This is a genomic window from Geodermatophilus sp. URMC 64, from assembly GCF_053502555.1.
The window spans coordinates 3,983,331-4,004,929 of the sequence record NZ_CP199955.1 but is presented as its reverse complement, the minus strand read 5'-3'; the positions used below and the strand labels follow the sequence as shown (position 1 = coordinate 4,004,929).

The following is a 21,599-nucleotide window of genomic DNA, read 5'->3' as shown; positions in this document are numbered from 1 at the left end:
AGGCGAGCGCGCTGGCACTCTGGGCGCCGAGGTGGTGGGTCAGCAGAGCGAACTCGTCTTGCTCGGTTCCGGCGAGACCGGCGGCGCAGAACCTGGAGACGACGCTCTTCACGTGGCGGATGCCTGAGACGAGGCGGTGGAAGTCCTGGCGACGCCGGCGGATGTGCAGAAGGCGGAGGAAGCCTTCGGCACACCGCGTCATCATCCCGGCAGTTACGACATTTATTCGGTATAAAGAAATGGCGGCCTGAGAACTGGGTGGCCGCCTTACGAAGCGGGCCTTTCCAGGCCCATCACGGAAGAGTAAGGGTGCACGTGGCGAGGAAGAAGCAGACCGAGGCGCAGACCCCGGAGTCGGCGACTCCGGCGAAAGGCATCCCCATTGCCGCCGGAGGTTCGGTTCTCCGGCCGCTCAAGGCCGCGGAGGTCGTGGCTCGGGACGTCGTGCGCAGCATCACCGCCGCCCAGCTCCAGCCTGGGGACAGCTTGCCCTCGGAAGCCCAGATGCTCCAGCAGTACGGCGTCAGCCGCGAGTCCCTGCGCGAGGGGCTGCGACTCCTGGAGGTCCAGGGGATGATCAGCATCCGTCGTGGCCCCGGCGGCGGCCCGGTGGTCGGCACCGTCGACTCCGCCAATCTGGGCAGGATGGAGGCGCTGTTCTTCCACCTCGCGGGGGCGACGTATGACGAGCTGTTCGAGGCGTGGGTGTTCGCGGAGTCGACGCTCGCCCGGATGGCCGCGATGAATCCCGACGCTGCGCTGCGCGAGCAGGTGATGGCCCCGTATCTGTCCGGTGACGTCGAGGCGGACGAGCACGTCGACCTCGACGTCTACGTGACCGGCCATGAGGGTTTCCACGGTGCGGTGTCCGGGCTGGCCGGCAACCGGGTCTTCCAGCTCACGTTCCGCGCCTACGGCCAGCTGGTCGCCCACCACCTCTCCACCTTCGGGGACGTCCGCAAGCTCCACAAGCAATTGGTCGAGGACCACCTCAAGCTGGCTCAGGCCATCGTCGACGGCGACGGCGAGGTTGCCTCGACACTCATGGACGAGCACCTCTCGGAGGTCATCTCGATCAACCGGGGCGAGCTGGGCGCCCTGCTCGAGGGACCGGTCGGCTGGCTGTGACCGCGACTGCAACGACGCTGCACGAGAAGGTCAGGACGGAGGAACCCTCGGACTGAACCGAGGATGAGGGGCGCTTGAGCGCGACTACAAGAGAACCAGCTGCCTCGTCGAGGTGCTCGGTGACGCGCCGCCCTCGCGCGTGATCAATGTCTTCGGGCGGCTGCGCTCGACGGCGCTCGTGCTCGGGTCGAGAGCGGGCGGGACCGCGCTCGCTGCTGAGCGGAGATGAGCACCAGCGACCACGAAGCTCCGCGCGACCGTGCGATCGACGGAACGGCCTCGCAGGCCACCGCGATCATGTCACGTCGGAAATCCTCCGGGAGCGGCTCGGCCACGACGCCGGTCCTTCCAGCGAGGCCGCGACCTCACAGGCGAGGAGTCACCCTAACCGGGCATCCCAGCGGACCTGTTCGCGAGCACTCGTCAGCCGCACGATCAGGACCATGGGCGCTGCTGCAAGCCCTGGGTGTCACCGCCAACCTCGTCGGTTCGCCCGGCCACGACCGCACACTCATCGAGGCCGCCCCAGCGCCATGGCGCGAAAGGAACGCACTCCACCGGTTGGCGCTCATGCGCGCCGTCTCGGGTCGGGCAGGCCACGCTCGTCGAGCGACCCGACCCGACGATCCGCAACCACGCGGCCCATTCGGAGATCCGCGAGCGGCGAGACTGCCATCGGCATGCTGTACAACGCCGAGGGTTGGTCCGGCAACGCAGCTAGGCGAGGCGCGCGGTGATGCGTGCAGTCGCCTCGAGGAGTCGCTGGATGCATCGCTGGACCTCCGGCTTGGGAGTGGTGAGCGCCATGTTGTGGATGTTCACCATGAGCGCCAGCTCACCGTCGGGGCCGAATACGGGTGCGCTGATGGACGCGATGGACTCGATCGGATAGTCGTCCAACCGGGCGACATCCTGCTGCGACCTGATCGCTGCGACCGAGCCGGCTCGGGTCATGTGTTGAGCGATTCGACGCTCCGTGGCGGGAGTGTTTCCATGCTCCGCGATGATCTTGGAAATCTCGTCGATGTCTGCCATGGATCGCCACACGGTCATCGACCATCCCGTGCTCCGGATGTTCGTCATCTCGTCGAGGATGCGCTGGCGATCTTCAGCAGGCGTCCTGATCCTTTCCATCCACTCGGCCTGCTCGTGCCCAGGGAGCCATGCCATGAACGCCTCGCCCCAGGGCGGCACCACAGGGAAGCTCATTCCTATGCGCCAAGGTGGAACCGCGTCCAGGGGCGGGAACACTGACGCGACCACCACGATCTGGTCACCCTTCAACACCTGCGCATAACACTCGAAACCCACGTCAGCAGCCAAGGCCTCGATCTCCGCGCGTGCTCGGTCAGCGATCGACAAGCTGTGCAGCATGTCAGCGCTCGCGCCCATCACGAGGGACGTCGTGGCGAATCCGCCATATCCGCCTTGGAAGAAGAGAAGTGGAATGGTCGGCACTCCGGTGTCCAGGTGCTTGACGCGCCCGAGCACTATGTAATGATCACCGGCCTCGTCGATGCGCTCGAACTCGCAGTCGATCCAGGCGACTACTCCGTCGATGACGGGAGCGCCCGAGGGCGCCGGAGACCAGTCGACACCGGCGAACTTGTCATCGCCACTGACAGCGAACTGACGGCAGATCGGCTCCTGCTTCGCCGACAGGATGTTGACGCAGAAGGTGCGTGCCTCACGAAGGGCTTTGAAGGACGAGGACGTGCGGGCGGGCAGGAAGGCGACGAGAGGCGGGTCCAGGGAGACCGACGTGAACGACCCGACGACCATTCCCGCGGGTCGGCCGTCCGGCCTCATCGCCGTGATGACCACCACGCCCGTGGGGAGGTGACCCAGGACCTCGCGAAAGCGCTTGTCGTCGAAGGCCGTGTCGACGTCCATGTCAGCTCCTACCGTTGTGTAATGAAGAGTTCGCCGAGCAATGCGTGGATCTCTACATGCGCGACACCGCGAACAACTAGCATCGACGCCGGTCCAGGAGTTCAGCCGCGTCGATCTCCTCGACCGTGGGGCTCCGGCAGCCGGTCACCACCGGACCGGTTCCCGCACCGCCAGGAGCCCGACCGCATTGAAGCTCATCTGCGGCGCCCGGGACAGGTCGACGTGCCACGCGCCAGGGAGTCGCGCCGGGGCGACATTCGGAGGAGAGGCCCGCCGATCGATGGGCGGGCCGTGCGCGACGCCGGTTCGGAGGCTCCGGCTACCGCTCGATGCTCGAGTTCTCGCGGGGGAGTGCTGGTCGCGCACACCGGACCATGCCCGCGGTCAGCGGCTCGGCGGATGCCGGCGATCTTATGTCGATCCAGTCCCTCAGATCCAGTCCCTCAGGACAGGGAATGCGGCTTCTTGAAAATCCGGTCGTCCGGATACCAGTCGCCGCGGACGAAGGCGTCCACCCCGGGGAACCGCTCATCCGAGCGCCACACGGTGCTCCAGTCGATGACGACGACCCGATCGGAGATCTTCCACTGGCCACCCCGTCGTTCGAGCGAGTCGACGTAGCGGCCGGCGAGCGCGTTGACCACGTTGGGGAGAGGTGCGCGCCCTAGCTCGGCGTAGTACACGAAGTAGGTCTCGGCGGATGCCCGGTCACCGTCGACGGCGATGTTGGACTGCCCGAGCACGTGCTGGTGGCCAGAGGTCTCCTTGGCGCCGGCCAGGCCCCAGGTCACGAACTCCTGGGCATTGCCCTTGAATCCGCCGTGGTCGTCGTGCCCGTCTTCCCAGTACGCCGCGCGCGCGTTCGACTCCTCGCAACGGTCCATGCCGCGGGCGTAGCCCTCGACCACTCGCCGGATTGCGTCGCGCTCGAGGAGCGCACGCAGCTGACCCAGTTCTGCCGCCGTCAGAGGAGCGGATTCATTCGTCACATTCCTCATCATGAACCCTCGGGCAGGCCGGCGGCTAGTGCCGCCCACCGCCGCTGAGCCGGATGCGTTGTGGAGGACCGCCAGTTGCGCGCCTGCACAGCCGAGGGTGAGCGTGATCTGCGCTCGGGAGGGTGACGACGCTGAGCGACGCGAACTCCCGACGCGGACCAGCCGGGACGATCGGGCACTTCGACCGCGTGTGCGGTAGAGCATCTCGGGCTCACGGTGCAGGCGGTGGGCGACGCCGCGGCGCACGTCCCGGCTTCCCCGGGGTTGGGCGACCACGCGATCGGCCGAGGCGGTCCGGCATGTGCCGGCTGTCACGGCAACAGCGGCGGACCTCCCCGTCTCTGGTGTGGCTCGCTGGCTGGGTGATCCGCACCACCACCAGCTTTGCCGGCAGCGACCGCAGTAGCGCGGAGGTAGCGGCTCGAGTCGCGAGGACCCGGCGCATCTGACGTCTCGCGGGGCGAAGCAACGAGGTCCTGATGGAAGGGCCACCTCCGGGTGTCAATTGGTCATGAGGAACCGTTGACCGGGCGTGTGGACGGGTGTCAGACTCACCGCGGTAGGAGTGACCCGCGCCACGTGCGCGAGGTGGGCGAGTACGCCGAGATCCTGACCCCGCCACCTTCGAAGGACGAGGCCGATGACTGCGACCGCGAGTCCCGAGCGCGACCAAACGCCGCCGCCGGTGCGTTCCCGGAAGGCGAGATCTCCCATGCGTAACGTGTCGGGTGTTCTGGGCGCGCTGAGCCCCAGGCGGGTCAGCGTGTTGTATCTGCTGGTCCTGATCATCGTGATCTTCAGCATCACGATTCCTGATCTGTTTCTCTCGGAGATCACCTTCCAGAGCGTCGCCCGCAGTCAGGCGGTCGTCGGCATCCTCGCGTTGGCCGCGCTGCTGCCGTTCGTCGCCGGCGAGTTCGACATCAGCCTGGGGACCAATCTTGCGCTGTCGGTGATCCTCATGGCCTGGATGAGCAACAACCATCCCGGCCTCGGAGTGTGGACGATGTGTCTGATCGCCGTCCTGGTGTCGGCGTTCGTCGGCCTGGTCAACGGGCTCCTGGTCGGCCGGCTGGGGATCAACTCCTTCATCGCGACCCTGGGCACCAGTCAGATCCTGGCGGCGATCGCGCTCAAGATCTCCAACAACGAACAGGTGCTGGCCTCGCTCCCGCAGAGCTTCATGGACCTGGGCCAGGGGCGCACCTTCGGGGTTCCCAACGGCCTGTTCGTGACCGTGGCCCTGGCTCTGCTGGTGTGGTACGTCCTGCAGTGGACCAAGGTCGGTCGGCACCTCTACGCCTCGGGGTTCAACCGCGAGGCCGCGCGCCTGTCGGGTGTGCGCACCGAGCGGGTCGTCATCGGCTCGTTCGTCGCGGGCGGGGCGATCGCCGGCCTCGCCGGGGTCGTGTTCATCGCTCAGGTGGGGACGTTCACCAACTCCATCGGCATGCCGTTCCTCTTCCCCGCCTACGCCGCGGTCTTCCTCGGCGCCACCCAGTTCAACCTGCGGCCCAACGTCTGGGGCACGCTGCTGGCGATCTTCACCCTGGCCTTGGGCGTGCAGGGGCTGCAGCTGTCCTCGTCGGGCTCGGGATTCTGGATCACGCCGCTGTTCAACGGCATCGCCCTCGTGGCCGCGGTGATGTTCAGCCGCCGACAGAACGCCCGCACCACCACGCAGGTCGAACCCACCGACCCCGCCGGCCCGCAGCCATCGGTCCTGGCGGCCGACAACCCGACCACCACCGGCAAAGACCCACAGGCCGTCGGCCCGTAGGCAATTCCTCGCGGCACAGGAGGAGGCATTCGGGTAGAACGCCGATATCTCCGACGCCGGGCACTGCGAATGATCGCCCTACGTACAACCCACAACTCACTGTCGGAACGACGGTTTACACGGCACTGCCGCACCGCGATCTTCGGTGTCGACAGTTCTGACCGGACTTCTGGCGCCTGATGTAAAGGAACTCAGATGCCGAAATTGACCCAGCAGGAGTTCGAGGAGTTCATGACCGCTCCGGGCTTCTACGCCCGGATCGCGACCGTGGACGAGGACGGCTACCCGCGAGTCATCCCGATCGTCTTCCTGTTCGACGAGGGGAAGATCAAGTTCACGCTGCGGCCCAACTCCGCACCGCAGAAGAACGTCCGCCGAGACGGCCGCGTCGCGATCGCCATCGACGAGACGGCGGAGCCCATGCGTCGCGTCATCGTCCAGGGTCGTGCCGAGGTCGTCTTCGAGCCCGGCGAGGAGGACAAGTGGGTGCATCTGCACCGCCGGATGCTGTCCAAGACGCACGAAGCGGAATACATCGAGAAGTACATCAACGCGCAGTTCGAGGCAGGGGTCGAACGGCCCTGGCTCCAGATCGACCTCGATGCTCCGACGACCCGCCTGAGGACGTGGCGCAACGCCCTCCCCGAGGAGGGGGACGAGCGTCTCGGGCTGCCCTACGCCAAGCAGTACATCGTGAACGCGCTCGACTAGGGCTCCGACGACCGAGGCCCTGACCTGCACGGCCTCTGGTCGGGGCCGACAGCGGCAGGGCCACGATCTGGCTGACCTTGTCCGGGGAAGGACCTCGGGGGCGTGGCGTGGAACTGTCGAAGGTACCCAGTCCACGAGCTCCGGAGGTCCTCCGCCGAGCGCCGCGCCGACCTCCCTGCATCGCGGGGCCGGCCGGTACGGCCGGTCCCAGCTCCCGGCACACGATCGCGAACGGCAGGTAGGCCGGATGCAGGGAGTGCAGCTCTCAGCAGGAGGCTGGAAGTCCGTCCGACCATGGCTGGGTCCGGGCGTCGATCCGGCCAGTACCGGAGCCGGGACGATCTGACTGCTGCTCCGTCGCGGCCTCACCGACGGTGAGCTGGCCCACGACCTATGTCCCCGCCTGTCGACGGCGTCGCTGGCCCTGGGTCGGCCTGGGTGCCGGTGTCCGCAGCCTCGGCCAGTCAGCCGACCAGTAGCCCGCCCAGCTGCTCCATGACGCCCTGCGCCGCCGATTTACTCGGTGGTGTCCTGGCGCACCAGGTGGCCTTCACCTGCACCAGTGACCGGGGGCGAGGGTGCCGCCGGTTGGCCGGGCCTGGTCCCCGAGCCGGCCGCGGCGACCTCCACCGCATCGCGCTGGGTCGACCGTGGGGCGGTCCGGTAAGCGCCCGCGCCGGTCCGCCGAACCGGGTGGCCGGACCCGCGCCCCGTCCCCTCCCCGTGGCTGGAACGGCGTCCCTCCGGCCGTCAACACAGGGGCGTCCCGGGTGCCGGATGGCCAGCACGTAGGCCGTCCCGGCGGCCGCCCGTTCAACTCCCGACCAGCGTCCTTCCGCTGCCTGTCGAGATCACCGCTGGCTGCTGACCGGCCGCTTCGCCGAGTGGGGCGACGCATTGGGTCGCGGTCGCTCCTCCACGAGGGTTGCCTGGTCGCACGAGACAGACCGCCGCTTCCGCCATCGGCGCTCGTCTCGAAACGCTGCGCCAATTGTCATGAGGAACCGTTGACGGGGCGCGTGGCCGGGTGCCAGACTCCGCAGACAGGAGTGACGCCCACCACGTGCGTGTGGTGGGGCGAGTGCGCCGAAACCCTGACCCCGCCACCTTCGAAGGACGAGGCCGATGACTGCTGTCGCGAGTTCTGATCGCGAGATTGTCCTGTGGCTGCGGGGGGTCTCGAAGTCGTTCGGTGCTCAGCGTGCTCTGGACTCGGTCGATCTGGAGATCCGCAGGGGTGAGATCCACGCGGTTGTGGGTCAGAACGGGTGTGGAAAGTCCACGCTGGTGAAGCTGCTCGGCGGCTACCACGGCCCGGACGCCGGTAGTGAGGCGACGGTTGCCGGTGAGCCGTTCGAGTTGGGGTCTGCGGCGGCTGCCAACGATGCCGGTCTGCGGTTCGTCCACCAGGACCTGGGTCTGATCGAGGACCTGAGCGTGGCGGAGAACTTCTTCATGGCGTCGCACCGGGGTTGGGTGAACCCGATCTCCAAGGGTGATGAGCGGTCCCGCGCAGGCCGGGCTCTGAAGGACTTCGGTTACGACATCGACCCGCGGGCCCTGGTCGGTTCGTTGTCGGCGGCGCAGCGCACGGTGGTCGCCATCGTGCGAGCGCTGCATGGCGAGACGCCGCCGGCGCTGCTGATCCTCGACGAGCCGACCGCCTCCCTGCCCGGTCCTGATGCCCAGTTGCTCTTCGACGCGCTGCGGCGGTTGACCCAGACGGGCGGCTCGGTGCTGTTCATCAGTCATCACTTGGACGAGGTGATGGAACTGGCTGAGACGGTCACCATCCTCCGAGATGGCCGCAAGGTCACGACGGTCTCTTCTCACGATCTGTCCCATGACCGACTCGTCGAGCTGATGCTCGGCCGCGCCCTGACGCCTCGCGCCCAGTCGGACGCGCCGACGGCGAAGAGCAACTCCGGCCTCGCCCCGCGGCTCACCGTCCGGAATGTCCACGGCGCAGGCCTGCATGGCGTGGACCTCGACGTGCTGCCCGGCGAGGTGTTGGGCATCGCCGGCCTGACGGGTTCGGGTCGCGAGAGCATCGCCGGCGCGATCGCCGGGCAGTTGCACTTGTCGGGCACTGTCGCGATCGACGGGCGGTCCATCCGGCCGGGAGACCCGGCCGCTTCTCTGGCGCGAGGCCTGGCGTTTGCGCCGGCCGAACGGCGTCGCGATGCCCTGCTCAGCACCGCGACCCTCCGCGAGAACCTCACCATCGCCCACATCCGGTCGATCTCGCGGCGTGGTCGTCTCAGCCGGCGTCTGGAGCGCAAGGACGCGCAGAAGTGGATGAAGACACTGGACGTCCGACCGCCGATGTCCGAGCGCGTCATCGACCAGTTCTCCGGTGGCAACCAGCAGAAGGTGGTCCTGGGTCGGCTCCTTCGGACCGACCCCAAGGTGCTGGTGCTGGACGAACCCACCCAAGGGGTGGACGTCGGTGCCAAGGCCACCATCCACGACCTGGTCGTCGGCGCGGCGACCGGGGGAGCGGCCGTGATCGTCTGCTCCTCCGATGTCGAGGAACTGGTCCAGGTGTCCACCCGGGTCCTGGTGTTCCGCCGAGGGCGTCTGGGTGCAGAGCTGACCGGTCCTGACCTGACCGTCGAACGCATCGAAGAGGAGCAGTTGCGGCCGACGGAGGCAGGACCAGCGAACGGGGCCGCCGCCGGTGCGTTCCCGGAAGGCGAGATCTCCCATGCGTAACGTGTCGGGTGTTCTGGGCGCGCTGAGCCCCAGGCGGGTCAGCGTGTTGTATCTGCTGGTCCTGATCATCGTGATCTTCAGCATCACGATTCCTGATCTGTTTCTCTCGGAGATCACCTTCCAGAGCGTCGCCCGCAGTCAGGCGGTCGTCGGCATCCTCGCGTTGGCCGCGCTGCTGCCGTTCGTCGCCGGCGAGTTCGACATCAGCCTGGGGACCAATCTTGCGCTGTCGGTGATCCTCATGGCCTGGATGAGCAACAACCATCCCGGCCTCGGAGTGTGGACGATGTGTCTGATCGCCGTCCTGGTGTCGGCGTTCGTCGGCCTGGTCAACGGGCTCCTGGTCGGCCGGCTGGGGATCAACTCCTTCATCGCGACCCTGGGCACCAGTCAGATCCTGGCGGCGATCGCGCTCAAGATCTCCAACAACGAACAGGTGCTGGCCTCGCTCCCGCAGAGCTTCATGGACCTGGGCCAGGGGCGCACCTTCGGGGTTCCCAACGGCCTGTTCGTGACCGTGGCCCTGGCTCTGCTGGTGTGGTACGTCCTGCAGTGGACCAAGGTCGGTCGGCACCTCTACGCCTCGGGGTTCAACCGCGAGGCCGCGCGCCTGTCGGGTGTGCGCACCGAGCGGGTCGTCATCGGCTCGTTCGTCGCGGGCGGGGCGATCGCCGGCCTCGCCGGGGTCGTGTTCATCGCTCAGGTGGGGACGTTCACCAACTCCATCGGCATGCCGTTCCTCTTCCCCGCCTACGCCGCGGTCTTCCTCGGCGCCACCCAGTTCAACCTGCGGCCCAACGTCTGGGGCACGCTGCTGGCGATCTTCACCCTGGCCTTGGGCGTGCAGGGGCTGCAGCTGTCCTCGTCGGGCTCGGGATTCTGGATCACGCCGCTGTTCAACGGCATCGCCCTCGTGGCCGCGGTGATGTTCAGCCGCCGACAGAACGCCCGCACCACCACGCAGGTCGAACCCACCGACCCCGCCGGCCCGCAGCCATCGGTCCTGGCGGCCGACAACCCGACCACCACCGGCAAAAACCCCCAGGCTGTCAGCCGATGACCAGGCATCTCGAACGAGACGTTCTCCATGACAGGGCCGGGGTTCCTCGTCGACGGTGGGGTGCTGTTCTAACCGACGACGACGTACCACTCCTTGTCTCGAGGCGGTCCAACCCGTTTCGCGGTCTTCCTCATCTATTTCGTCCAGGAGGCACAGCTTTGTTCGGCTCAACCAACCGCGGAGCGCGAGGAATCGTCGCCGTCTCGTCCGCGGTTCTGCTGTCCCTTCTCGCGGCGTGCGGGAGCGACGACGCCGGTGGCAGCGGCGGTTCGTCGGGGGAGACCGACGACGCGGCCGTCGCGGCGGCGCAGGAGCGTCTCGACCCGTATCTGACTCCGGCCGACGACATCGAGGTGGACGTCCCCCTCACGCAGAAGCCTGAGGAGGGGCAACGCGTCGCCATCGTCCGCTACAACAACCCGGCGGCCGAGGACTTCGCACGCAATTACGCGGACCCGGGGGAGGCCCTGGGGTGGGACGTCGACATCTATGCCGTCGAGGGGACCGACCCGCAGGCGATCTCCAACGGCGTGCTCCGCGCGGTGAGCGAGGACGTGGACTACATCGTCGTCCAGGGATCCTCGCTCCAAGCCATAGGACCGAGCCTGGAGGCGGCCAAGGAGGCAGGCATCCCTGTCTTCCTGGCGGCCGGGGTCGGCGAGCCGGAGGGTGAGGCGAACGGCCTCTACGGCAACACCATGGGCGAGAACACGGTGCTGGGGAACCTCGCTATGGCGGACCAGGTGATCGTCGACAGTGGGGGCACCGGAACCGTCCTGCACGTGAACGCGCCGGACTTCCCCACCCTGGCACCCATCGATGACGCGCTGGCGGAACGGATCGCCGACGAGTGCCCCCAGTGCACCCTCGAGACCCTGGGCATCTCCGCTGCGGATCTCGGTGGGGACATCGCGTCCAACATCGTCGCGGCCATCCGCCAGCACCCCGACGTCAAGTACGTGATCGCGGCCTTCCCCGACCTGGCCCGCGGGCTGCCCCAGGCACTGGCGGCCGCCGGTCTGGACGACGTCCAGATCTACCTCTCCCTCCCTGATGAGGCCTCCGTGGCACTGGTCGAGAGCGGGGACTACGACGCTGCGATCCTGACCCCGAGGGAGAGCTTCGCGTGGGCGCTCTTCGACCAGATCGCCCGGGTGAGCGTCGGGATGGACCCGCTCCCGGAGGAGCACGGAACCCTCAACATGCAGCTCTGGACGACCGAGGACATGCCGAAGGGGGAGACCACATGGGACCCGCCGGACTTCCAGGAGAAGTACAAGGAACTGTGGCAGGTCTCCTGACAGCACCACTCGACCGGCACAGCGCGCAGGGACGGCGTGGCGCGGAGGCGTCGTCCCCGACAACCGTCAGCTCCCTACGAGCCGGCGCCGGACGGCTCGCCACAGCGGGTGCACGGGACCGCCATCAACAACTCCTATCACCGAAGAAGGTATGACCCCCATGGCGCGAGAACTGTCCGAGTCCACCCCGTTCGCTGACGGAACAGTCCAGCTTTCCGACTCCCCGATCTTCAGCAGTCCTAACAAGATGAAGCTGGGGGTCTTCTCGACGAACCTCTCCGGCACGTCCTCCGGCATCAGCAAGCTGGGCGGCTCGATCACCATCGCGAACTGGGACGAGCAGAAGAGGCTCGCGATCATGGCGGACCGGGCGGGTATCGAGGCGCTGGTATCAGCGTCTCGGTGGAAGGGGTTCGACACCGAGAGCGGTTACTGGGACCGCACCTACGAGACGTGGACGTGGGCAGGCGCCATGGCTGCGATCACCGAGCGGATCCAGGTCTTCACCACGTGTGCGGTCCCGCTGTACCACCCGGTGATGGTGGCCAAGATGGGCGCGACCCTGGACCACATCTCCGGCGGTCGGTGGGGTGTGAACATCGTGCCCGGGTGGTTCGGCGCGGAGTTCGAGCAGTTCGGGATGGAGATGGGGGACCGCGCAGCGCGCTACCGGATGTCGCAGGAGTGGTTCACCCTGGTCAACCGGCTGTGGACGGAGACCGAGGAGATCGACTTCGAGGGCGAGTTCTTCAAGGCCAAGGGTGCTGTCTCGAACCCCAAGCCGGTGCAGTCGCCGCGGCCGTTGGTGATGAACGCCGGCCAGAGCGCGGAGGGTTTGAGCTTCGCACTCAACAACGCGGACATGATCTTCGTGAACACGGTCAACTGGGAGGTTCTCAAGACCAACAACGCGAAGATCCGCGCGGAGGCGGAGAAGCTGGGCAAACCGGTCTCGATCTGGTCCAACCTCGACGTCCTCGTCAAGCGCACCGAGCAGGAGGCGCGTGACTTCGCCGATGCGTGGATGGAGGCTGTCGACACCGAGGCGGTCGACAAGTTCGTCGGCCTGATGGCGGGGGGCGACGCCGGCACGCACGCCGCGCTGATGGCCAACCCCGACATCTGGAACTCGATTGCGATGGCGGGCGGCAACAAGCTCGTGGTCGGCACTCCGGAGATGGTCGTCGAGACGCTCCAGGAGCTCTCGGATGTCGGCATGGACGGCACCACCATGACCTTCCACGAGTACCCCCAAGGCCTCGAGCTGTTCATCTCCGACGTGCTCCCGTTGATGGCCGAGGCCGGACTGCGCGCCGAGAAGCCCCTCGACAGCTGATCGTGCGGGTCCCTCCACCCCGCCGTCCGATCCACTGGAATCCCACCACTGAAGGAGTTCCGACCCATGGTCCGTTCCCTCAAGACACTGATCAGTGAGAACGCACCACTGATCGCTCCTCTTGCCTACGACGGGATCTCGGCCCGTCTCGTCCGAACGCTGGACTTCAAGGCCGCGTACATCGGCAGCTTCGCGGTCACCGCGGCGAAGTACGGTCTGCCGGACATCGGCTTCGTGGGGCTCGACGACATGGCCGACATGGTCCGTCGTATCGCACCGATCGTCGAGGTTCCGCTGATCGTCGACGGAGAAGGTGGGTTCGGCAACGCAATCCACGTCGCCCGCACGGTTCAGGTCCTGGAGCAAGCCGGCGCGAGTGCGACGCACATCGAGGACCACACGTTCGGCAAGCACATCGGGGTTCCTCAGGTCATCCCGGTCGAGCAGGCGGTGGACAAGATCAAGGCGGCCCTGGACGCGCGATCGTCGGACGACTTCCTCATCATCGCTCGATCGGATGCGCTGGTGGGTGAAGGCGAAGAGGCCACGATCGACCGTTTGCTCGCCTATCAGGAGGCAGGGGCGGATGCTCTGTTCCTCGCCCGCGCCCAGAAGCCGGGTGAGGTCCAGAACAAGCGACTGAGTGAGGAAAGTCGGGTGCCCATCGTGATGACGAACGCACCCGGCTGGAGCGCCGCAGACCTGGGTGCGCAGGGTGCGGACGTCGTGCTGTACGCCACGACGACCTACCTTGCTGCAGAGTCGAGCATGAGAAGGGCGCTGGAGGTCCTGGCAGCCGACCAATCCACGGTGCAGATCGACGACGACTACAAGACCTTCGAAGAGTTCGACCAGTTCCTCGGTATCGACGAATACGCGGCGAAGGCCCGCAAGATGGGTCTCATCCCGCAGATCTGAGATGCGGTCGGCTGCGGATTCGCAGCGTCTTGAGGTCGACGTCGACCGACCGCCGAAGGACTCCAGCAGCGAGTCGCCGTAGGGAACGCTCGAGAACTTCGCGGGTGCCTCCACAGGCAGGGATCTGTGGACGCACACCACGAGGCACCACGGTTCGTGCTCGCCCAGGTGAGCAGGAACGAGAACGCTCTATCTCGCGCGCCGCGCGGGCTCACACACCATGACAGAGACGCAGTCGTCCAGAAGGAGGCAGTAAAGAGATGAACGAGCTCTTCTCGATCGAGGGAAAGCGAGTCCTGATCACCGGCGGTGCCCGCGGGATCGGTGGAGGTACCGCTCGGTACCTGGCGCGACAGGGCGCTCAGATCGTCACCTTCGACGTCAGGGACGAGGAGGGGTCGCAGACTGCGAAGGAGGCGACCGAGGCCGGGCCGGGTCGGGTCACCTACCGGCACGTGGACATCCTGAACCCCGATGAGATCACCGCCGGCGTCGAGTACGCCGTCGGAGAGCTCGGCGGGCTGGATGCGATGATCACCAGTCACGGAGGGCCGCTCCTCTCCGCTGCTGAGGAGACCCCCCTGGCCGACTGGGACTGGCAGCTGCAGGTCAATTCCAGGGGCACCGGCCTGCTCTGCCAGGCCGTCTTCCCGCACCTCAAGGAGAAGGGTGGGTCCATCGTCAACGTCGCCGCCGGCGGCGCACTGAAGGACGGTCCGATCCGAACCGCCTCGTACTCCGCCTCCAAGGGCGCGATCATCAGCTACACCAGGACGATCGCGTTCGAGTGGGCGAAGTACAACATCCGCGCTAACTGCGTGAACCCGGTTGTGCAGACCCAGCGCGACGTCGAGCTCATGGAAGAGATGACCCCGGAGGATCGGAAGACGTTCGAGAGCCAGGTTCGCAACAACATCCCGCTCGGGCACTTCGGCGACGTCGAGACCGAACTGGCACCCGTGTTCCAGTTCCTGATCTCGCCCGCCGCCAAGTTCATCACGTCGCAGATCTACGGCGTCGATGGAGGCCTCTGCCCCAGCCGCTGATGTCGTCCAGGCAGCGTTGCGCCTGACTTCCAGAGCGCCGGGCGCGTGTCACGGCCCGCCGATGTGACGGTGAGCAAGCCGTATGGCACGCGCCCGGCGTTTCTGCTGTGACGTTTCTCTGCTGGTCCTCGGGGCTAGGGCGGGACGTTTGTCGGAAGCGCCTGGAGGTGGGTGCAGAGGATCGCCGCCCCTACTCACGTCGCCACCGCACACCGTCGCGGAGGGTCGGGGGCGCCAACCGTCCGCCGTCCTGGCTGCCGCGATCCGGGATGTGCGCACGGCTCGGTACACGGCCGAGCGCCTGCCAGGTCACCAGGGAGTGATCACCATGCCGTCCGCATTGCTTCTGAGCGTTCCCGACGAGGCCTTCCGAGAGGCGCTCGGCCCGCTCCCTCCTGACGTCGATGTCGTCGTCTGGGAGATGCAGAGCGGTTGGCATCGCGATGAAGTCCCGGACATCGTCGTGCTGCCGTACCAGCGTGAGCTCGCGAGCCTGCCGCATCTGCACGATCTCCGGCCACGGCTGGTCCAGACACAGACGATCGGCTACGACGGCTTCGGTGCGGCGCTGGCCCCCGGGCACGTGGTCGCCAATGCGAGTTCCGTGCACGAGGCGTCCACCGCCGAGTTCGCCCTGGCCTTGGTCCTCGCATCCCAGCGGGGGCTGCTCGAGATCGTCCGCGTGGGACCGAACCGGGCACGCCGCTGGCACCCTTCCCTGGCCGACCGGTCGGTGCTGCTGATCGGCTACGGCGGGGTGGGACGCGCCATTGAGAGCAGGCTGGCGCCGTTCGAGGTGCGGCTCACCCGGGTCGCCGGCCGCCGGCGCCAGACGGACACGGGTGTGGTGCACGGCGTTGCGGACCTGCCCGGACTGCTCCCGGACGCAGACATCGTCATCGTCTGTGTGCCGCTGAACGACAGCACCACCGGCCTCGTCGACGAGGCGTTCCTCGCGGCGATGCCCGACGACGCGCTCCTGGTCAACGTCGCGCGGGGCAGGGTCGCCGACACTGCGGCCCTGGCGCGGCACGCCGAGCGGGGACGCCTGCGGTTCGCCCTCGACGTCACCGAGCCGGAACCGCTGCCTGACGACCATCCCCTGCTCCACCTGCCGAACGTGCTCGTCACACCGCACGTCGGTGGAGCGTCCTCGGCCATGGTTCCGCGGATGGCCCGCCTCGTCCACACGCAGATCAGCCACCTGCGTGCAGGTCAGGAGGCAGTCAACGTCGTCCTCCGCACCTAGGGCGTCTCTCCTGAGTGCGTCGGCCACATGGTGATGCGAGCTCGGAACCATCACCACCTATGGGCGGATTCGCATTTGCACGATGTCAGGACTCACGGAGGAAGGCGATGGAGCAGAACACTCAGGTCAGGTTGGATGGAAAGGTCGCGATCGTCACGGGCTCATCGGCCGGCTGGGGGAGAGGCGTCGCTGACGAGCTCGCCCGCCGGGGGGCGGCGGTGTGCGTGAACGGGCGCAACCGAGCGACGGTCGACGTCGCGGTGGCCGAAATCGCGCAGGCGGGTGGTGAAGCGATCGGAGTGGTCGCGGATGTGTCGACCAGGGAGGACGTCGATCGACTCGTGGCCACGACGACCGATCAGCTCGGCCGCCTGGATATCATGATCAACAATGCGGCCGGCCCATTGGTCCCCGTTTCGGTCGTCGACCAGACCGATGAGGCCTGGCGCGCCACGTTCGCGGCGACCGTGGACGCCGTGTTCTTCGGCGCCCGCGCTGCTGCCAGGGTCTTCCGGCGTCAGGGAACCGGTGGTCGCATCATCAACATGGCGGCGAGCAGCGGCGTCTACGGAATTGCGGACGGGGCGGCCACCGCTGCAGCCAAGGGTGCGGTTCTTGCCGCGACGTTCAGCTGGGCCCTGGAGTTGGCAGACCACGGCATCACTGTCAATGCGGTGCGTGCGGGCGTGGACACTCCAGGGGCAGCGGACCTGGTGAACAGGGCGAGAGAGGCCTTGATCGCGGCAGGACGGGACGTTCCTCAGGATCCCCGCGACCTGGGTGTCTTCCCACCGAGCGAGGCTGCGGGACTGGTCGTCTGGTTGGCCTCGGACGAGGCTTCGGATGTCACCGGACGATTCATCGGAGTGGACGGTCCGAAGATTGCGCTGTGGGAGGTCGCATCCCCGGCGCACGTCTTGTGGCACGAGCCGTACTGGGACGTCGATGCCATCTCGCGGGAACTACCCGCACTACTGCGGTCTCACAAGACTCAACCTCATGGCATCGGACAGCTGAACCCGGCCTACAACTATGTGTATGACACTCATGAGGGCCACTCGTGATGGGGACGATTAAAGCGTCACGGTTTGATGCCGCCTCCTTGTGAGCCAGGAGGATGGCGCCATGCCCAAGAGGTACTACTTGCACCAGTTCCGGGAGCGGGCGGTTCGGATGGTTCTCGATCATGCCGAGGACTACGGCTCTCTGACCGCGGCCTGCAAGGCCGTCAGCGCGCAGTTGGGCATCTCCCGGGAGGCCTTGCGTCGCTGGGGTGAACCAGGCCCAGGTCGATGCCGGCGCCCGGCCGGGGGTGAGCACCGCGGAGTCTGAAAAGGTTCGGGCGCTCAAGGCGGAGAACAAGCGGCTGCGCGAGGCGAACGAGGTCTTGCGCCAGGCGTCGATTTTCTTCGCGCGGGAACTCGCCCCGCACCATCGCTGATTTGCGCGTTCATCGACGCGATGCGCGAGCGGAGATTGGCGTCGAGTCGGTCTGCGCGGTGTTGCGCGAGCAGGGCTGCCAGATCGCCGCGAGGACCTACCTCCCTTGGCGGACCGGACCGCGGTCGGGGGTCCCGCACCCACAGCGATGCGCTGTTCATCGACGCGCTGCGGGCCACCGCCGGCCAGCCCGAATCGCTCCACGGGCGGCGCAAGATGACCCATCTGCGCCGCCAGGGTCTGCCGGTGGCGCACTGCACGGTCGACCGGCTGATGCGCGACCTGGGCATGAACGGAGTGCGCCGGGCCAAGTCCGCACCACGCTGCCAGGCAAGGACGGGCGGCGGGCCGGTGACCTGCTCGACGGCAACTGCACCGCGCCGGCCCCGGATCAGGTCTGGGTCGCCGACAGCCTGGTCGCCCCAACGCCCGGAAGCTCAGCGATTCGGAGGGCCCACGGCACCGCCTCGACCGGGAACTGGCAGCCATCCCGGCCGAGGGCGGTGGACGTCCCTGGCGGATGGTCCGAAGCCAGTCTCACGCGTCCTGGATCACCCAGGTGTTCACGACCTCCATGGCCTCCACGATCGAGTCGTGGTTGGCCTTGAGGGTCTCCAAGAAGTCCCATGCCTTCTGGTCCTCGGCTTCGCCGCGCGAGGCGAACAGGCCGAGATAGACGTGGGCGCCCGGGTGGTTCTCCTCTGGTCGGTCGTCGTTCCGCTCGGCGGCCATCGGGCCGGGCCCGACCCATGGGGCTGCGAGACGGCCCTTCAGGACGCGCTGGCCGAAGCGCCCCGCCTCCACCGCCCCGCGCCATTCCTCGTCGAAAGCGCCCATGTCGTCGACGTCGGCGATGTCGACCTCGACGACCAGCGCGAACGTCTGCAGGAAGCTGACGTTCGGGTCCAGCGGGGCGAAGCTGTCCCAGATGTCGGTGAAGTAGAGCTGGGTGGCGGCGTAGTTCCGCACGTAGGGGTGGTACTGCAGCATGTTCGCGTGGCCGGAGGGCAGGAAGGTGTTCTTCAGCCAGTCCTCGACCGTCGCGAACATGTTGAAGCTGAGATGACGCCCGGGACGGTCCTCGTCGAAGACCCGCAGGCAGCGCACGCCGGTCCGGCGACCCTGTGTCTCGCGCTCCCACTCGACATCGAGCCGGCGCACGTGCTCGGCGTCCGAGACGTAGAAGTCGGAGAAGTTGGCCACGACCACCTTCGCCCCCATGAAGGCCGGGGGCTCGACCAGCTTCGGGTAGTCGAACCGGGGGTTGTGCCGGAACCGGTGATTCTTCGGCGCCTCATTGAGGGCTTCGTCGATGGCGGCCGCTCGGGCGGCCATCATCGCCACGATCCCCGCCATGGGATCGGCCCCGCCGGGTGTCGAGTTCTCAGAGTCGGTCATGGGTCTGTCCTTTGTGGGAGTGGTGTGTGGTCGGCACCGGACGTCTCATGGACCCATGTCCTGGATGACGTCGGCGTCGATGGAGGCCGAGACATAGCGCCGCCCTGATCGAGCAGGGAGCTCCCGCTCGCACCGGGTCGAGCAGGCGGCACACACCCGTGACTGCCACTCCCAGCCGCCGTCGATCGGGGCCGCAGCATGCACGCGGACCAGCCGCGGAGTCGGTGCGGGCCGGCAGCCCGGGTCCGGCAGATCCTCATCGCTGCGGAATGTGCGCCTGCTGCCAGCCGGTCCACAGATGAGAGACGATCACGCTCGTGGCAATGGAGCGTCGTGCAGGCGATCGGCGAGGGGCACGAAGATCCCGAGCGGGTGTGGGCCTCGAGGCAAGCCACACCCGCTCGGAAGCTAGACGTTGTAGCCGATGGTCACCATGAGGAAGAGGCAGTCCTCGTCGTAGGGGTTCTTCCAGGCGTGCGCGACGCCCGCCATGACGAGGAGGTCGCCGGGGACGAGGGTGTGGACCTTCCCGCCGGGGAGCTCCAGGTCGATCTTCCCGGACAGCACGACCTCGTAGTCGATGGTGTCGCTCGCGTGCATCGCTGCGTCGCCGCCGTGGCCGGTGTCCGCGTCCATGCCGACCTCGGCCACGTCCAGCTTCCCGGCTGAGTTCGCGGCGAATCGCGTCACGCCGAACGTGGATCCGTTCGGGCCCGCGATGTCGAAGACCTTCGTCACCGAGCCGGGCTTCTCTCGCGAATGCCCGTCGTCCACGCGCCAGTACCAGGCGCCTGCCACGACGCCGGGCATGTCGAGTGTCGCTTCGGGCTTCGCGCCGATGAAGAAGTCCGGCTCGCCGGCGTCGTTCAGCTTCGCGACAACGAGGTTCCAGTCCTGCGGGTTCGGGAATGTCATCGTCTCTCCATCGGCTCGGGTGCGTGAGGCGTGCGCCGTGGCGCAGGCAGGCGCGATGTCGCCCTCGCCCGTGAACTGCCGGCGCCTGGGGCGGTGATTTCGGCGGTGGCCGGCATCACCGCCCCAGGTCGTCGCCCGGAGACGCTCAGCGCTCCGCGGGGTGGAGGATGATCGGGAGCCGATCGATCACCCGGACGGTGAAGTCAGGCACGTACTTCGGCAGCGGCTCGCCCTCGACCCGGGAGATCGCACTCGTGCGCTCCAGGACCTTCGTGAGAGTGATGCGTGCCTCGGCGCGAGCGAGCTCGATGCCGGCGCAGAGGTGGGTGCCGAAGCCGAAGGCCATGTGCTTACGAACATTGGGGCGGTGGATGTCGAACCGCGTCGCGTCGGGGAAGACGGACTCGTCCCGGTCGGCCGAGGGCAGCAGCGGGATCAGGAGCGTGTTGGCCGGGATGGCCTGGCCGCCCACCTCCGTGTCGCGACTCACGGCCCGGTAGATGGTCTTGATGACCGACTCCAGTCGCAGAGCCTCCTCCATCGCGTTGGGGATGAGCGAGCGGTCCGCGTAGAGCTCTGCCAGCTGGTCGGGGTGCTCGAGCAGCAGATTGAAGATGCTGCCCAGCCAGGCGATGGTGGTGTCGGCCCCGGCGAGGATGAGCTGCGCGCAGATGTGGACCAGCTCGTGCTCTTCGATGCCTTCGGAGTTCGCGACCAGCTCGGACAGGAAGTCGTCCCGCGGGTTCTCCCGGCGCTCGGCCACCGCCTTGTACACGTACTGGTGGAACTCCACGACGTCCCTGGCGACGCGCAGAGCGTCGTCCTCCGTCTCCGGCGGCGCCGCGGCCCGGGCCATCAGGGAGGTGGCCCAGCGGTAGACGTCGTGCTCACGCTCCCTCTCGACGCCCATGATCTCGCCGATCAGCAGGATCGGCAGGCGCTTGCAATACTGCTTCATGAAGTCCACGGGCTCGCCGGTCACGAGCTCGTCGAGCAACTCGTCGACGACCGTCGAGATGAAGTCCTCGAGCTGGCGAATCCGTCGTGTGGTGAACCCGCTGCGCACCATGCGCCGGTGGCGCGCGTGGGCCTCGCCGTCGCCGAATGCGAGGACCTCGCGGTAGGGAGCGGCGTCGGCCATGATCGCCGCCACGGCAGGGGAGTCCTGGTGGGGCGAGCCCGCGGACGCGAAGTGCGCGCTGATGCCATTACGAAAGGTGTCCGGGTCCCGCAACACCTGCTGCACGTCGTCGTACCGCGAGACCAGCGTGAAGCCCTCGTCGACCCGGTGCACCGGCGCGGTTTCGCGGAGCACGGTCCAGAACGGGTTCGGCTCCGCCAGGGTCTCCGGGTCGTAGATCTTGAAGTCGTTCGCGGACTTCGCCAGGTCGTGAGTGGTCATGTCGTGCAGTTCCCTGTCTCTCGATGGTTGCCCCGGCGACGCGTCGCTGCTCCGGGGACCCGGGGACGCTCGTCGATGCGTGCGGGCCTGGTGTTGTGAACCACAAGCGGCGTGGGTCACTATATTGGTCATGAGGATCCTGCGCTAGATCCCCATCGACGTCCATCCGCCCGTCCGGCTCGGCTGCCGGTTCCTGGAGAGGGTTCCCATGGCTCTGACAGACGTCCGTGCGCCCACATGGGCTCTCTCTGCTCGGATGCGCTGGTGCCCTCCGGCGCTCTCCTCGAGGTCGCGCCGTCACGCGGGTCC

The 21,599-nt window shown here is 67.4% G+C and carries 17 protein-coding genes; 12 read left to right on the top strand and 5 right to left on the bottom strand.

Annotated elements, in window-relative coordinates; all coding sequences use genetic code 11:
- Positions 1 to 309 precede the first annotated feature (309 nt).
- Positions 310 to 1,128 (top strand): FadR/GntR family transcriptional regulator, encoded by an 819-nt coding sequence (locus tag ACWIYF_RS19450; protein ID WP_448624478.1) that lies wholly within the window; start codon positions 310 to 312, stop codon positions 1,126 to 1,128.
- 717 nt (positions 1,129 to 1,845) lie between these two features.
- Here the strand turns inward: ACWIYF_RS19450 and ACWIYF_RS19445 are convergent.
- A complete protein-coding gene (locus ACWIYF_RS19445) occupies positions 1,846 to 3,021 on the bottom strand; it encodes a flavin reductase family protein (RefSeq protein ID WP_448624477.1) in 1,176 nt (391 codons plus the stop codon).
- Positions 3,022 to 3,464: 443 nt separating this feature from the next.
- Positions 3,465 to 4,019 (bottom strand): nuclear transport factor 2 family protein, encoded by a 555-nt coding sequence (locus ACWIYF_RS19440; protein ID WP_448624476.1) that lies wholly within the window; start codon positions 4,017 to 4,019, stop codon positions 3,465 to 3,467.
- A gap of 640 nt (positions 4,020 to 4,659) precedes the next feature.
- On the opposite strand from ACWIYF_RS19440, the gene ACWIYF_RS19435 reads away from it, so the two are divergent.
- The 11 genes from ACWIYF_RS19435 to ACWIYF_RS19385 all read left to right on the top strand — a co-directional run bounded on the left by ACWIYF_RS19435 (position 4,660) and on the right by ACWIYF_RS19385 (position 17,576).
- Entirely contained in the window at positions 4,660 to 5,799 is a 1,140-nt protein-coding gene (locus ACWIYF_RS19435; RefSeq protein ID WP_448624475.1) for an ABC transporter permease, read from the top strand.
- 195 nt (positions 5,800 to 5,994) lie between these two features.
- The gene (locus ACWIYF_RS19430; protein ID WP_448624474.1) at positions 5,995 to 6,510 is read left to right on the top strand and encodes a pyridoxamine 5'-phosphate oxidase family protein; all 516 of its coding nucleotides are present in this window, start codon (positions 5,995 to 5,997) and stop codon (positions 6,508 to 6,510) included.
- A gap of 1,125 nt (positions 6,511 to 7,635) precedes the next feature.
- A complete protein-coding gene (locus tag ACWIYF_RS19425; protein ID WP_448624473.1) occupies positions 7,636 to 9,225 on the top strand; it encodes a sugar ABC transporter ATP-binding protein in 1,590 nt (529 codons plus the stop codon).
- Positions 9,191 to 10,285 (top strand): ABC transporter permease, encoded by a 1,095-nt coding sequence (locus tag ACWIYF_RS19420; RefSeq protein WP_448624472.1) that lies wholly within the window; start codon positions 9,191 to 9,193, stop codon positions 10,283 to 10,285. The genes ACWIYF_RS19425 and ACWIYF_RS19420 overlap by 35 nt, the downstream gene beginning before the upstream one ends.
- 158 nt (positions 10,286 to 10,443) lie before the next feature.
- Entirely contained in the window at positions 10,444 to 11,586 is a 1,143-nt protein-coding gene (locus ACWIYF_RS19415) for a sugar ABC transporter substrate-binding protein (protein WP_448624471.1), read from the top strand.
- A gap of 247 nt (positions 11,587 to 11,833) precedes the next feature.
- On the top strand, positions 11,834 to 12,922 hold the full coding sequence (locus ACWIYF_RS19410) for an LLM class flavin-dependent oxidoreductase (protein WP_448624470.1): 1,089 nt from the start codon (positions 11,834 to 11,836) through the stop codon (positions 12,920 to 12,922).
- A gap of 66 nt (positions 12,923 to 12,988) precedes the next feature.
- Positions 12,989 to 13,840, top strand: coding sequence for an isocitrate lyase/PEP mutase family protein (locus tag ACWIYF_RS19405; RefSeq protein ID WP_448624469.1), 852 nt, complete (start codon positions 12,989 to 12,991; stop codon positions 13,838 to 13,840).
- Between the two features lie 260 nt (positions 13,841 to 14,100).
- On the top strand, positions 14,101 to 14,886 hold the full coding sequence (locus tag ACWIYF_RS19400) for an SDR family NAD(P)-dependent oxidoreductase (RefSeq protein ID WP_448624468.1): 786 nt from the start codon (positions 14,101 to 14,103) through the stop codon (positions 14,884 to 14,886).
- Between the two features lie 328 nt (positions 14,887 to 15,214).
- Complete coding sequence (locus ACWIYF_RS19395) at positions 15,215 to 16,135, top strand: 2-hydroxyacid dehydrogenase (protein WP_448628770.1); 921 nt, start codon at positions 15,215 to 15,217, stop codon at positions 16,133 to 16,135.
- Between the two features lie 107 nt (positions 16,136 to 16,242).
- Positions 16,243 to 17,199 carry an SDR family NAD(P)-dependent oxidoreductase gene (locus ACWIYF_RS19390; RefSeq protein WP_448624467.1) on the top strand — a complete coding sequence of 319 codons (957 nt, stop codon included), beginning with the start codon at positions 16,243 to 16,245 and terminating at the stop codon, positions 17,197 to 17,199.
- 209 nt (positions 17,200 to 17,408) lie between these two features.
- The gene (locus tag ACWIYF_RS19385; protein ID WP_448624466.1) at positions 17,409 to 17,576 is read left to right on the top strand and encodes a hypothetical protein; all 168 of its coding nucleotides are present in this window, start codon (positions 17,409 to 17,411) and stop codon (positions 17,574 to 17,576) included.
- Positions 17,577 to 18,112: 536 nt separating this feature from the next.
- On the opposite strand, the gene ACWIYF_RS19380 is transcribed toward ACWIYF_RS19385, so the two are convergent.
- The 3 genes from ACWIYF_RS19380 to ACWIYF_RS19370 form a co-directional block, all read right to left on the bottom strand.
- Complete coding sequence (locus tag ACWIYF_RS19380) at positions 18,113 to 18,973, bottom strand: hypothetical protein (RefSeq protein ID WP_448624465.1); 861 nt, start codon at positions 18,971 to 18,973, stop codon at positions 18,113 to 18,115.
- Positions 18,974 to 19,381: 408 nt separating this feature from the next.
- Positions 19,382 to 19,888 carry a cupin domain-containing protein gene (locus tag ACWIYF_RS19375; RefSeq protein ID WP_448624464.1) on the bottom strand — a complete coding sequence of 169 codons (507 nt, stop codon included), beginning with the start codon at positions 19,886 to 19,888 and terminating at the stop codon, positions 19,382 to 19,384.
- Between the two features lie 145 nt (positions 19,889 to 20,033).
- The gene (locus ACWIYF_RS19370) at positions 20,034 to 21,290 is read right to left on the bottom strand and encodes a cytochrome P450 (RefSeq protein WP_448624463.1); all 1,257 of its coding nucleotides are present in this window, start codon (positions 21,288 to 21,290) and stop codon (positions 20,034 to 20,036) included.
- Positions 21,291 to 21,599 lie beyond the last annotated feature (309 nt).